Source organism: Acrocarpospora pleiomorpha (assembly GCF_009687885.1).
Taxonomy (GTDB): Bacteria; Actinomycetota; Actinomycetes; order Streptosporangiales; family Streptosporangiaceae; genus Acrocarpospora; species Acrocarpospora pleiomorpha.
In genome coordinates, this window is sequence record NZ_BLAF01000013.1 from 39,039 (window position 1) to 51,751 (window position 12,713).

Consider the following 12,713-nt stretch of genomic DNA (forward strand, 5'->3'; position numbering starts at 1 on the left):
GTTCAACCTCGGGCAACGCCACAATTGGTGTCAGTTGGGTGCTATCGAAATCGGCGAGCCACGATGTTCGGCTGCCACCATGCTTTCATGGGTAGTCCCGTCAAGCGCTCGATCAGCCGCCTCACCGTCAGCCTGATCGCCGTGGGGGTCGTTTTCGGGTTTGCGTTTCTGATGGTCCTCAAGCAGTACGACCCCGCCGTCATCACCACTGTCGTCACGGGCACGAGTCTCGCCGCAGCCGAACTCGTTCGTCGCCTGCAGGCGCCATCGCTGGATCAGTCTGACCTGGGCCGCGTCCGTCAGCCGGACCGAAACTCTGAGCTGGACGGGACCGCCGATCAGGCTCCCCCCTCCTCGCCCGGCCGTACTCCACCGGACCAGTCGTGATCCGGCCGGCCGTCGCGCTGATCGGGAGCTTTCGGCAGCACTATCCCCACGTCCTGGCAGCCGCACAGGTGTTCCTGGACAACGGGATAGCCGTGAAGTCACCACCGATGTCCTGGATCACCAACCCGGGACGCGAGTTCGTGCGCTTCGCGTCCGATCCGCCGCGGTCTTCGGACCATGCCATTCAGGCGGGGACTCTGGAGAAGATTTTCGCTTCGGACTTCGTGTACGTCGTTAATCCCGGCGGATACATCGGCCGTACCACCGCCTACGAACTGGGACGTGTTCGCGAGCGGGGCCTGGCCGTCTTCTACGCGGAACCGCCGGAGGATCTCCCGATCGATGTTCCCGAAGGAACCGTGGTCAGCGCGCTCGATCTGGCGATCGCCATCGGCAGAGGCACGGGCGTGCGGCCAAGGCCGATCAGACGGCCCCGGGTCGCGGCACTGCCGACCGCCGACATCGTCATTTTCACCATCCGCTTAGGGCGACTGCACGTCCTGCTGGTCAAACGCGGCACTGACCCGTTCCGCGGAAAGCTGGCCCTCCCCGGTGGGTTCGTCCGGCCGGGCGAGTCCTTGGAGGACACCGCGATGCGGGAACTAAAGGAGGAGACCGGCCTGGACAGCTCCGGCATCCGGTTGCGGCAACTGCACACCTATTCACATCCGCAGCGCGATCCCCGAGGCCGGATCGTCACGACCGCGTTCCTGGCGATCGCCCCGAACCTGCCCGAGGTGACCGGTGCGACCGACGCTTACCGGGCGGACTGGGTCGAGGTGGAGGAGTCGCTGTGGCAAAACGGCGGCCGCCTTGCCTTCGATCACGGCGTGATCCTGCAGGAGGGGCTCGAACGCGCCCGGCAGTTGCTGGAACACACCACCGTCGGGCTCGACTTCTGCGGGAAGCACTTCACCATCAGTGAACTGCGCGAGGTCTACGAAGCCGTGTGGGGCGTCAAGGTCAACCCGCAGAACTTCCAGCGCAAGGTCCGCAACACCACTGGCTTTGTGGTGAAGACCAAAGAAAAGCGTACCTCCCGGCCCGGAGCCCCAGCCGAATTGTTCCGCAGGGGCACAGCCCACATCCTGTACCCGCCAATGATGCGACCCGGGCAGCAGCAACGGACCAGACGCGAGAACCAGCCCACGAACATGGTTTGAGGGGGTGGAACGCCGTATATTCGTCAGCCGAAACGTCACGATTATCCCTCACGGAGATGCTGTTGCTACTCCGGTGTGGCTGGAGAAGGTGCCACAAGCCGACTCCAGCGCGCGTGGTACACTGCAGTCGGCCGGATGCGTGGCCTTGCCGTTTTGGGACTCCCGGACTGATGTTCCAAGTAGGGCGGCTGAAGGGGTTTATAACTCTCGCAGTCACAAACAGCAACGATTCTGTGGCACCTAGCAGATCTCGATTGCCGCTGGCCGGGTAGCGGAACGGGAGATGATCGTGCCGCCTGTTGATCTTGTTTCTCTGCCCGGGGTTGTGGTTCGCCCGCTTGTGGTCGCAATCGCCCATCTCCCGATCCTCATCGTGGCGTTCTGCGCAATACCAGTGTGGACAATGGCGGTCATACGACCGGCGACTCACGGTGAGCTTGCCTTCCGTCTGCTCAAAGAGCTCCGCACCTGGAGCCGCGACGTGATCGGCGCGGTGCACGGAGCCCAGCGCCGATGAGCCGAGACAACCGAAAAAGCGACGTAAGGCGGAGAATCCACTACACAGGTGAGGCGTACGTACAGGCCCTCCATGAGATTGCAGGCCTCAACGACAATCAGCCGTTGACCCTGGACGCAAAACACCCTGCACAGCAGCGGGTTGAGTCGGCTGTGTTGCACCGGCTACTGAAGGGGGCGCGGGCGCAGTGGCCAGCTAATGTCCAACCCGCGTACCCACTCTTCGTTGAGTCGGCGCGTCCATCGACAACGCGGCTGCGCATGGTCGTTCCGGTCTGTGATGCGGCGGCCTTTGGCGCGGCGCTGGCCACGCGAGGGACCGCTGATACTGTCCGGCCGTCAGCTGATGAAATCGAGATCCGCCGCCGTGCGAAGGGCGTCCAGAGCCTGGTCATCGTAGATGATGCTCCGGGTGTGGTCGACCTGGAGTGCTCATGGAACGAATTGCGTAGAGCAGTCGAGACGGACCCTCACGTCTCGACGGTTTCTGCCGTAAGTCTGCGCTTCAGCACTGACTCCGTACCGCGACTACCACCCGACAAGCGTGCGACCCTCAGCAGTCTGCTGCGCAGGATCGCATTGTTCTCCGAGCCCAACGCCCTCGATTGGTTGTTCATCTGGCACGAGTGGGTGATGCGAGAACGCAGCGGGGTGATGCCGCGGCTACCCGACAGCTTGATAACCGATTTGACCGATGAGAATTTCGGACTGCATCCCATACAGCTTCAAGCCCTAGGGATCGACCGCCCGCGATGGTCGAGAGCTACGAGTGAGAAACGCGGTTCCAAAAGCGGCGACGAGAGTTCGACAACGCACAATGGGCGACGCGACCCGAGCACTGCGGGGGCGCCGGCGACCCCGGCCTCGGAAGCATCCGATGAGGCAGCCGTATCTGCTGGAGAAACACGCCCCTATCAGGAAGCGCGACTGCGTGAGAGCGGACGCCGCTACAACCACCTGGCCATCACCGTCCTGCGGCTTGACCCCGAATACCCAATCAAGCGCGAGTTCTACTCTCTGGGCTTCCCCAGACGATGGAAGGAATCGTTACGCTTGCTGGCGACAGCCAGCCGCGACGGTGGTGAGTTCCCCGCACGCATCCCGATCGCCTCGCTGAATGACGCTATCAGCGCTGTGGTTCCCGACTGCATAGTGACACGGCCCTATGCCACCGACGACGCCAGCGAAGACTGGCTTCTCGCCTACAACCCAGTGAATCCAGAGGCGATCTTTCGCCTGGTCACCGCGTGGGTCCGTGCGCAGAAGGCCGCACCGGAGCAGATCCAATCGACGCTGTCACAGCTCAGCCCTAACGATCTCAACTGGTCATCGGTCAGCATCAGCCCGGACTTGCCCTTCTCACAGCTCACCCGCCTAATCCCGATGGAGGTGGCGGCCAAGCTGTCGCGGCCCGATGCTCAGATGCCTTTCGGCAACCTGCGCTTCGTGCATTGCCCGACGAAAAACGGCGCCGAGCTCATGTCCTGGCCGCCGGAGCGGATCGAGGACGGCGAGCCATTCTCCGTAACGATCGGCATCTCGGCGCAAACGATGCCGTTTAGCAGCGAACTGTTGATCTATCTATCCTTTGGGGTCCGCCGGTGGATGCCGTCGCGCGGGAGACTGACGCTCGGCCAGCGCTATCCGGCCTACTTCGAGCCCACACGCTCCTCTCTGAGCGGGTCTACTCCACGGCATCTGGGCACTGCCAAGATCGAGCTCGCCCGGTTACCACTGGAGGGCGGACGCAACGCCTGGTTGCCGCAGTGGCATAGAGGGTTGGCCAGGGTGCTCGATCAGGCCGGGTATCTCAATCAGATACCAGATCCAAGGCAGCTAATTGCCGAACCGTCGCAGCTACTGCGATCCCCGGATCCGACGGCACTGGTCTATAGCAAGAGGATGCTCCCCTGGCCGAAGGTCAGCGAAGGCCTGCCGGTGGTTGACCGAGCTGAGCTCATGTCCTGGGTCGTTGGCGAGCTCACGCCCTCCCTTCGACCAGCCGGGCCGTTGCGTCGGGAAAAGAGCACGATCTACAGAGGCCTCACCGTCGCCGCGAAAAGTGTCATCGCGCCGGACGCTCTCCGCACTGCGATCGGGCCGCGCCTGACTGTCGAGTTGTTCACAGAGTCCGAGTCAACCGCCCAGCATGCCCTCGACCGCCTCGCAGCGCGGCTTGGACTAGAGCTCCCTCAAGCAAACGAGCTTAGCGAGGCGGAGGTTCTAGTAGATCTTGGGGTGGTGTCGGTTGGTGTGCGGCGCATGGCCTTCCCGAGCATCGACTTCGCCGGAGATCGGCGTCGTAGGCAGGCGGCAGTCGAGGCACAAATCGACCTCATCACGGGTCCACCAGGTCAGGCCACAAACCCAACGATTGCCTTGATGGAGGTTTCGAATCCGGATCGCGATATAGGTAGAAATCACAACGCTGGCTTCAAAGCTATGCTGCATCGCAGATTGGCGAGCACCGGCCGACTCAGCCAGTTCGTGACTACAGAATTTCACGCGCAGAGCTCCTCCGGCTTGAGCGACGACCGAGAACTCAGCCGCACGCGAATTTCGGCCGCCGTCGACGATCTGTTCCGACAACTCGGTGTGCGGCCAGTGGCCCTACCGCTGCCCGTATCCAAAACGCTGACCTACCGCCCTGCCCTGCTGGCGATCTGGATCCTCCGTCCAAACGGCCGCAGCGGCACAAGTTTTCAGGGGCAAGTACCCGTCGCTTTGCTCTCCGATCCGACTGGCCAGCAGGTGTTGGTGCGCACGCCCGAGATGGGCTGGAAGCCGTTGCACTCGGGGCTACTCGAAATCGGCCAAGATAACGGTGCCGCCGATCAGCGATACGGCACGAACAACATCACCAGGTTCATCGACGACACCACGCGGTTTATCAAGGACGTAGTCGAAGACGCCGTTGCGAACCATCCCAACACGCTACTGCTAACGCACGCACAGAACCTACGGACTGTATGGGGATTCCTGACGAACAGCCACCTATACATGGACACCATGGGGTCCGACGTCGCATCGAGGCGGCCGATCGCTACGATGCCTGGCTTGCGGCATGTGCGAGTGCGCACAGCAGACTACGGAGAGACGCCAGAATGTTACGGAATCAATGGCGATGGTGTCGGGCAGCCTACGGGTCTTTGGCGACACCTAGAGGAGCCGCGGCTATTCGCCAGCACGGCTGGCAAGCCAGCGACACACGTAAACGCGTCGGTGAGCGTCTCGAAACTCTCGCCGGGGGAGCGTAACGGCAAGTCCATTAGGATGAACACGAAGGCGCAGGTGTGGAATGAGCAGGTCGTCGAGTTGCTTGTTGCAGGGCTCCAGGACGGTGACCGTCCAGAACATTGGGCAGCGCTAGCGCACAACCTCCGCAACGCGGAGCCGTACTCCCACTGGATGACCACGTTGCCGTGGCCGCTAAGCCTCGCCACACAGATCGAAAAATATATATCATGGGAAGATCCTGGCATTTCGCCCATTAGGCAGAGAGGCGGATAGTGCGCCTGCCGGAAAATCCATGTATGCGGCCATGCTCGCAGTCATGCAAGAGAGCTTATATCGGCGCCCATTTCCGTCGAGCTATCATCGCGGGATCTACAACGTTTGAATCCGTTGATATTCACTGGCCGGCCGTCCCACCGATGAGAAGGCCAACTTGGGCGTAAGCGTGACGTAGGCGGGCGAATGGAATTCCGAGGCTTTCAGCGATTTCTTGGACTGATTCGCCGTCGTGGAATCTTGCCGCCGTCGATGCAGCCAAGGCGTAGAGGTCGAGCTCGTCGTCCATGTGCGACACCACGGACGCTTGGCCTAGCAGATAACGGTCGATCGACTGGACAACCTCAGTGATCTGGTCGTCGCTTACCCCCTTGTTGGTGAGCTGGTCGTTCACGAGCCGAGCGATCTCTTCTCCGAGGCCCGCCTGGAAGACAGCAGGAGCAAACGAGGTCAGCCACCCTTCAATGGAACTGCGGGAGGTGGATCGGATTGTCATGACAAAAGATCGAATTCGCAGTACTAGAGGAATGGGGACGTCCCAATCGAACGCCGCACTGGTTGGCCTCTCGACTCCCCGCCCCCAGGTCTCTGCATATTTGCGGGCGGCGTCGGGACCCATCTCCTTATCACTGGAAAGCCATTCGACATAGGAATCGAAGGCTTTCTCATCTCCCGTCAAGCCGTCCAGGCGAAGCCAGTCGAAAAGCAACCTGGCCCGCAGTACCTCCCGTTGACTTGTCAGATCCCCGATCTCTGCCCTAAGCAGATGGATCTCTTGGTTGCGGAGAACCTCGATGGGCTGACGCAACTCGTCAAGCGAGAGCTTGAAGACCCTCGCGAAGGCCACGGCCTCATCGACGCTGATGGACCGGCGTCTCTCTCTGGGCTTCACGATCTTTGAGATGGACGACTGGTGCATCGGGCAGCCGACGTCGGTCATCTCCTTGGACAGCCGCTCTTGCGACCATCCGCGCTGGATCATCTCCCACTCGATGCGACGGGCGATGTTCTCCTCGTCGCTGGCCTGGCCTTGGCTGGCTGGGCCGACCTGCATGGGCTACACCTCTCATTCATTCGGAATGAAGTCTATACCGTTCTGATTGCCGGTTCATCACAGTGTGTGCGATCCTGAACGCTCGCATAGTCATTCGAATCGAATGGCTTGATGTGGCACGTTCCGGCACGCGGCCCGCGTTGGCCCCGACAGGAAGGCGAGGTCCCTAATGTCAGGCGTCCTCATCAGCGCGAAGACCGACGCCGACCTTGAGAGGTCGACCCAGATCGCCCGGGAGGGCATGAGCGTCGCCGAGCTTCTCGAACTCGGCGCGGCCCGTGCCCCTGATCATGGCGGGCCAAGCCCTGGGTCAAGAACTACGACCGGTCGGAAGACTCGCCGGCATTTCTGATCCACTCCGCCTGGGGTCAACCAGCACGCAGACCGACCCCGCAGGCAGCCCCAAAGCCCCTTCACATATGACACAAATCACAGCTCGGCCACCCCACCGGAGCGATACGCAAGCCCATCTTGAAGTCCACCATCACCTCGAACCACGCCCCTATCAGGCGATTTGACACTAAGGCGGCAACTCGCCACCCTCCATCCACCCGAAACGATCACGTCCTCCCGGGGGAACCGATGCAGCACCCTGACCTCGACCGCGTCATGAGCGGCCTCGCCTGGATCCGCGACGCCCGCGAGAACCTCCTGGAGGCCCTCTACCCCGGCACCCCCGTGCCCGCTCAACCCCTCGACCCGCTCGGGCTCGACCTCCAGGCCCTCCGTGACGCCGAGGCCCGTGTGGAGTGCATGGAGCGCTCGGAGACCACCCTGGGCGAGTCGCCCGCCCCGATCCGCCTCGACGTTTTCGACGTCCTGGTGGACATCACCCGCCGCGCCTACCTCAACGCCTGGGCCGTCCATCAGGCCAGCGGCCATCCATGGCTCTACAGCCCCGACTCGACCATCACCGACCCACAGCCGTGGCTCGGCTACATCCACTTCGGCATCAACCAGCTAGGCCACGAGGAGAAGCACCACTGGCTCGTTGACGAGATCGGCCGCAACGCCGACGAACTCATCTCCCGCATCATCCGCGTCCTCGGCCTCATCCACGACGGGCAGACCATCGCGGCACGTGTCCCTGGTGTCAGGGCGAGTCCACCTGGCGGGTCCGCGCCCTTCCGGGCGGCCCGGGGCGCGATCGTGTGTGAGTCGGGCACATGTGAGGCCTCGACGAGCAAGTGGTGGTGGAGGAGGCCAGTGTGGCCGATCAAGGAGTGAGGGGTCCTGGCGAAGCGCCTGCGCGCGGACGGTCCGGATGCGGCAGGATCGGGCGCGTGAGCGTTCCAGACTGGGTCGAATGGGTCAACGCGGTCGGCACCATTACCGCCGCTGCGATCGCGGCCGGCGCCTACGTACAGTCCGTCCGGTCGAGCGCAGCCAACGAGCGGGCTCTAGTTCGAGAACGCCGCATCAATTTCGAGTTGGACAAACTTGGCGAGATCGCCGAGGCGATCACTAGCTTCGATCTAGGTGGCAGTTCCTACCGTCTTATCGGGCTCAGAGTGGAATGCTGCCCCCGGATGAATTCCCGCTTCTAAGGGCCACGTTGGGCTACCCGGCCACACCTCAAGCAAGGGCGTTCGTCGAAAAGAAGACCGAAAACATAGCTGGCAGCGGGCAGACCCGCTGGGACGTTATGAGTGCGGACTTAACTATTGAATTCCTCGTAGCGATGCGCAAGCGCATAAACGACCGCGGGAGCAGCAAACTCTGAATCAGGCACGCGTACAGTAGCGGGGATGGCACGACCAACGTCCAGATGAAGGCCGAGGCTTCTGGGCAAGGTCGGGTGTATCAGGCAGGCGCGATCAGACCTTCAACGAGCGGTGAACGCACCATCGGCCGATCAGGGCGGGGATACCTCCATCCGGCTGGAAGGCACGGCAACAGGCGATGGCCGGGTATACCAGGCCGCCCGTGACCAGACCATCAACCAGATGGTGCTGCCGGCCGTGGCGCTACGGCCGGTGGAGCAGGTCGGGAGCGAAGCGGTATAAGCACAAGAACGACTTGCTGGATGAGTTCATAACCAGGGGATTATGTGATGCTCGATAGCGGCCCTGTGCCCGGGCTCGAGCCCTGGTCGTACGCCTCTAACGGAGGGTGCCGTCGAAGATCGCCTGATTTCCCCGCTGCCAGTGTGGAAACTGCTCGACCTTGGTGATCCGCCACCCTCGATCCCGGACCAAGTGGTACTCGTAGTAACCGACCTGCTGCTGGAACTCACCGTCAGTCGCCCCCGCGAGGTAGTGAGTCGCATTCAGCGTCGACCAGACAACCGCGCTGTCGCCGTCGATGGTCACCTGGTGGTTCGCACTGATGTGTTGAGTGGCCGTGTAGGACTCGAACGCGCGCCGGAGCACCGTGATGACCTCGGGAAGCTCGAGGCGCACCCACCGGCCTGTCCTGATCGTGTTGAGCTCGATCTCGTCCACGAAGCAGCTCGCCAAGTCATCCCAACGACGTCGATCGATGCTGACGGCGAACTTGCACACGACGTCGATGATGGAGGTTCGGTCCAGCAGGGTGTTCAACTGCTCCTGAACAGACTTGTCCGACATGCCTCTGTCTCCTTCGCCGACTTCGCCGGCCCGCAACTCTGGGCGGCACAGGGACTGCTGTGCCTGCTTCCGTCTCATCTCGTCGTGAGGGTCACGTATCCAACCTCATGCTAAGACGCTCGGATCGCAGTCGTTCACCCCGTTCTGGTGGCAGGAATCGTCTCGACGTCGGCCTCCGCGACCCGGACGCTCAGAACTGACCAGATGAACGGAGCACTCACATGACTGCAATCTCGTCCGGGCCGCTGGCGGGCAGACGGGCGCTGGTGACCGGGGGCTCGCGAGGCATCGGAGCCGCGATCGTGCGCCGCCTCACAGCAGACGGCGCCCACGTTGCCTTCACGTTCAAGTCCTCGACCGCTGCCGCTGAGGACCTGTGCGCAGAGGTGCGCGAGTCGGGCGGCGTGATCGCCGCCATCGCGGCAGACAGTGCCGATCCCACCGAGGTGGGAATCGCTGTCGACAGTGCGGTCGCTGCGCTCGGTGGGTTGGACATCCTCGTCAACAACGTAGGAGCTGGACACATCGCCCCCATCGACAGCTACTCGCAGGAGAAGTTCGACGAGATGGTCGCCATCAACCTCAGTGGGACCTTTGCCTTCATCCACCACGCACTTCCTCACCTCGCCGAGGGCGCACGGATCATCAACATCGGCAGCATCAATGCCGAGCGCGTTCAGAGCCCAGGGCTCGCGGTCTATGCGATGACAAAGGGGGCCATCGCTTCGCTGACCCGAGGAATGGCGCGCGATCTCGGCCCGCGGGGCATCACGGTGAACAACGTTCAGCCTGGACCAGTTGCCACCAGCGCCAACCCGGACGAAGGTGACCACGCCGACCTGTCTCGATCGATCATGGCCCTCGGTCGGTACGGCGCCACCGACGAGGTGGCCAGCGTGGTGAGCTTTCTCTCTGGCCCCGAGTCCGCCTATGTCACAGGCGCGAACTGGAACGTCGATGGAGGATTCACCGTCTGAGATCGTGAACCCAAGAACATCTCAAGACCACCTGACTGCTCCGTCGAAATCTGGAGGCCATGCATGAGCGCAAACGACCCCGAAGCCTCGTCCCATAACCGCATGGCCACGCTGAACAGCTTCTACGATGCCGAGCAGCGCTACGTGGCGGCCGGTGGTGCCAAGGCAGGCGCGGACTTCAGCGAGATGGCGGCGCATCTGCACCCCGAGGTTATTGCGCGTCAAGGCCCTACCGTGCCGTATCCCGGTGACTGGCACGGCATCGCCGGCATCGAACGATTCTTCGCCGTGTTCACCGAGACGTGGTCGACCCTGAATCTGACGGAGATCCAGTACTTCGCCGGCGAGACGGGTCTCGCCATCCAGATGCGCATGCAGGCCACCTCCGTCGCCACAGGCAAAAGCCTGGACACCCTGGTGGGCCATTTCCTCATCTTCGAGGACGGTCTGATCCGGGAATTCAACGTCTTCTATCACGACCCCGTCCAGGTGCGGGAGGCGACGCAGCCTTAAGTCGCTGGGGCGGCGCGCCTTCTTTGAGGCACCCCTCTTCCGTGTCGGCCCTACGAGAAGCGAAGTTCCAGACCTCGGCTACGTCAAGGCGAAGCCGGGCATCAGGTTCAACGCGTTCGAGCCGGGCAACTGATCTGGTGAGCGCATCGATCGACACATCGTCATCGCCGAAGCAGCGTCCCGGGCCGGAGTTGTCTCGCGCCGCCTCGACGCCATCGGCCACGCTCAGCGCATATGACTTCCTCCGTCCGTGACAAGGACTTGGCCCGTCAGAGCCTCGGCGCCTTCCGAGGCCAAAAAGGCCACCGCATGGGCGGTGTCCTCTGGGATGAGTGCTCGCTTGATCGCCTGACTCGCAATCGAGGCGTCGAGCGCTCCCTCAGCAACGACGGCTCTCGCCGCCGGAGTGTCAGTGTGGCCCGGCGCCACAGCGGTCACTGCGATGCCGCTCTCGCCGTATGAGACGGCCAGGGTGCGCACAATCCCGAGAAGCGCGGCCTTGCTCACGACGTAAGGGAGGAAAGTCTCGTTCGGTGGCATCCACTGCCCGTCCGAGGAGATGAGGATGATCCTGCCGAAGCCGCGCTCGACCATCCCCGGCACAAACGCCTGCGCCAACCAGAGCGCGGCCTCAACATTGACCGCCATCAGATTCCGCCACCGCTCCAGGTCGAGATCGGCGAGAGTCATTGGGTCGAGGTAGCCGGCGCAGTGGACGAGGACGTCGCACCGCCCGTAACGCTCCAGAACCTGTCGAGCGGCCGATTGGGTCGCCAGCGAGGAGGCCAGATCACACACCACGTCGCCACTTCGATCAAGTACGACTGTGACGTGGCCAGACGCTCGCAGCGCGGTCACGATCGCCGATCCGATGGCTCCTGCGCCGCCTGTCACGACCGCAACACGTTGGTCGACCATGATGCATTCAACCTTCTCTCGGGCGGCGCTGATGGATCTCGCCTCCGCTGGCCGGCTTCACGCCGCCACGACGTAAGTGCCATGCCCGGGTCGACCCGCCTTTCTGTCGGCCGATCCGGGGATCCTTCCCGACGGACTTCCGACTCAGGCCACTCTTCGACGGCGCGCAATGGTCGAAATGACGAGCGCGATCAGCAGCGCTGCCCCGTTGAACACATCCTGAATGTAGACCTCGGCACCCATCTGGTTGAGACCGGTGATACCCACGCCGATCACATAGACAGCGATCACCGTCCCGGCGACGTTGTAGCGTCCCGGCCTGAAACAGGTGGCCCCGAGAAAGGCTGCAGCGAACGCCGGCAACAGCGAGCCGAGGCCGATCACTGGTGACGAACCGCCCAGACTCGTCATCGATATGCATCCCGCCACTGAGCACAGGAACCCGGCGGTGATGAAACTCTGACGGATCTGGCGGTCAGCGTTGATCCCCGACAGTCTCGCCGCCGTGGGGTTCGCGCCAACGGCGTAGGAACGGCGCCCCCACACCGTCAACTCCAGCAATACGAACAACAAGACGGCTGCTACAGCGAGATAGATGAACGGCAGGGGGACGCCGGCGACTCGCACCCTCCCCAGGTCGAGGAACCAAGCAGGCGCCGGACCAGTGATCACGTGATTCTGTGTCAACCATTCGGTGAGTCCAAGAATAAGCATGCCGGTTCCGAGAGTCGTCGTGAACGACGGCAGGCCAAGTCGCGTGATCAATTGACCGTTGACGATCCCGATCACGACTCCGATTCCCACCACGACGACGAGCGCCAGAAGCGGGGGCCACTGATGTTGGATCACAAGCACCGCACAAAGACTCTGTGCAAGACCGAGTTGGAATCCTGTGGACAGGTCGAAGTGGCCGGCAACGAGAGGGACGACTACGGCTAGCGCCAGCAGTCCCGTCATCGCCTGTACGGACAGGATCGTCTGCAGGTTCGATGTCGTGGCGAAGACCTGAGGATTGTTCAGGCTGAACGCCACCCAGAGGAGCACCAGGACTCCGAGCAAGGCGAATCTGGACACGAACTCGGAGACCAGGTGAGTACTCCCCCGA

General features: G+C 62.6%; 13 protein-coding genes. 9 read left to right on the forward strand and 4 right to left on the reverse strand.

Annotated elements, in window-relative coordinates:
* Positions 1 to 87: 87 nt before the first annotated feature.
* The 4 genes from Aple_RS12545 to Aple_RS12555 all read left to right on the forward strand — a co-directional run bounded on the left by Aple_RS12545 (position 88) and on the right by Aple_RS12555 (position 5,576).
* Positions 88 to 387, forward strand: coding sequence for a hypothetical protein (locus tag Aple_RS12545; RefSeq protein ID WP_155344729.1), 300 nt, complete (start codon positions 88 to 90; stop codon positions 385 to 387).
* Positions 384 to 1,550: an NUDIX hydrolase gene (locus Aple_RS56025; RefSeq protein WP_308805503.1), complete on the forward strand. Its 1,167-nt coding sequence runs from the start codon at positions 384 to 386 to the stop codon at positions 1,548 to 1,550. The genes Aple_RS12545 and Aple_RS56025 overlap by 4 nt, the downstream gene beginning before the upstream one ends.
* A 283-nt stretch (positions 1,551 to 1,833) precedes the next feature.
* Positions 1,834 to 2,067 carry a hypothetical protein gene (locus Aple_RS53190; RefSeq protein ID WP_218038284.1) on the forward strand — a complete coding sequence of 78 codons (234 nt, stop codon included), beginning with the start codon at positions 1,834 to 1,836 and terminating at the stop codon, positions 2,065 to 2,067.
* Between the two features lie 260 nt (positions 2,068 to 2,327).
* Complete coding sequence (locus tag Aple_RS12555; RefSeq protein ID WP_218038285.1) at positions 2,328 to 5,576, forward strand: pPIWI_RE module domain-containing protein; 3,249 nt, start codon at positions 2,328 to 2,330, stop codon at positions 5,574 to 5,576.
* A gap of 121 nt (positions 5,577 to 5,697) precedes the next feature.
* Here Aple_RS12555 and Aple_RS12560 read toward each other — a convergent pair whose 3' ends face one another.
* Positions 5,698 to 6,630 carry a helix-turn-helix domain-containing protein gene (locus Aple_RS12560; RefSeq protein WP_155344730.1) on the reverse strand — a complete coding sequence of 311 codons (933 nt, stop codon included), beginning with the start codon at positions 6,628 to 6,630 and terminating at the stop codon, positions 5,698 to 5,700.
* Between the two features lie 582 nt (positions 6,631 to 7,212).
* Between Aple_RS12560 and Aple_RS12565 the strand changes: the two genes are divergently transcribed.
* From Aple_RS12565 to Aple_RS12575, 3 genes are all read left to right on the forward strand, one after another.
* The gene (locus tag Aple_RS12565) at positions 7,213 to 7,857 is read left to right on the forward strand and encodes a hypothetical protein (protein ID WP_155344731.1); all 645 of its coding nucleotides are present in this window, start codon (positions 7,213 to 7,215) and stop codon (positions 7,855 to 7,857) included.
* A gap of 56 nt (positions 7,858 to 7,913) precedes the next feature.
* The gene (locus Aple_RS12570; RefSeq protein ID WP_155344732.1) at positions 7,914 to 8,177 is read left to right on the forward strand and encodes a hypothetical protein; all 264 of its coding nucleotides are present in this window, start codon (positions 7,914 to 7,916) and stop codon (positions 8,175 to 8,177) included.
* 288 nt (positions 8,178 to 8,465) lie between these two features.
* Positions 8,466 to 8,636, forward strand: coding sequence for a hypothetical protein (locus Aple_RS12575; RefSeq protein WP_155344733.1), 171 nt, complete (start codon positions 8,466 to 8,468; stop codon positions 8,634 to 8,636).
* A 96-nt stretch (positions 8,637 to 8,732) separates the two neighbouring features.
* Here the strand turns inward: Aple_RS12575 and Aple_RS12580 are convergent, their stop codons facing one another.
* Positions 8,733 to 9,200 carry a nuclear transport factor 2 family protein gene (locus Aple_RS12580; protein ID WP_170321433.1) on the reverse strand — a complete coding sequence of 156 codons (468 nt, stop codon included), beginning with the start codon at positions 9,198 to 9,200 and terminating at the stop codon, positions 8,733 to 8,735.
* 221 nt (positions 9,201 to 9,421) lie between these two features.
* On the opposite strand from Aple_RS12580, the gene Aple_RS12585 reads away from it, so the two are divergent.
* Positions 9,422 to 10,177 carry an SDR family NAD(P)-dependent oxidoreductase gene (locus Aple_RS12585; RefSeq protein ID WP_155344735.1) on the forward strand — a complete coding sequence of 252 codons (756 nt, stop codon included), beginning with the start codon at positions 9,422 to 9,424 and terminating at the stop codon, positions 10,175 to 10,177.
* A 63-nt stretch (positions 10,178 to 10,240) separates the two neighbouring features.
* The gene (locus Aple_RS12590; RefSeq protein WP_155344736.1) at positions 10,241 to 10,690 is read left to right on the forward strand and encodes a nuclear transport factor 2 family protein; all 450 of its coding nucleotides are present in this window, start codon (positions 10,241 to 10,243) and stop codon (positions 10,688 to 10,690) included.
* 225 nt (positions 10,691 to 10,915) lie between these two features.
* Here the strand turns inward: Aple_RS12590 and Aple_RS12595 are convergent, their stop codons facing one another.
* Together Aple_RS12595 and Aple_RS12600 are read right to left on the reverse strand one after the other, a co-directional pair.
* Positions 10,916 to 11,608: an SDR family NAD(P)-dependent oxidoreductase gene (locus Aple_RS12595; protein ID WP_218038286.1), complete on the reverse strand. Its 693-nt coding sequence runs from the start codon at positions 11,606 to 11,608 to the stop codon at positions 10,916 to 10,918.
* A gap of 144 nt (positions 11,609 to 11,752) precedes the next feature.
* The gene (locus tag Aple_RS12600; protein WP_155344738.1) at positions 11,753 to 12,652 is read right to left on the reverse strand and encodes an ABC transporter permease; all 900 of its coding nucleotides are present in this window, start codon (positions 12,650 to 12,652) and stop codon (positions 11,753 to 11,755) included.
* Positions 12,653 to 12,713: the final 61 nt, after the last annotated feature.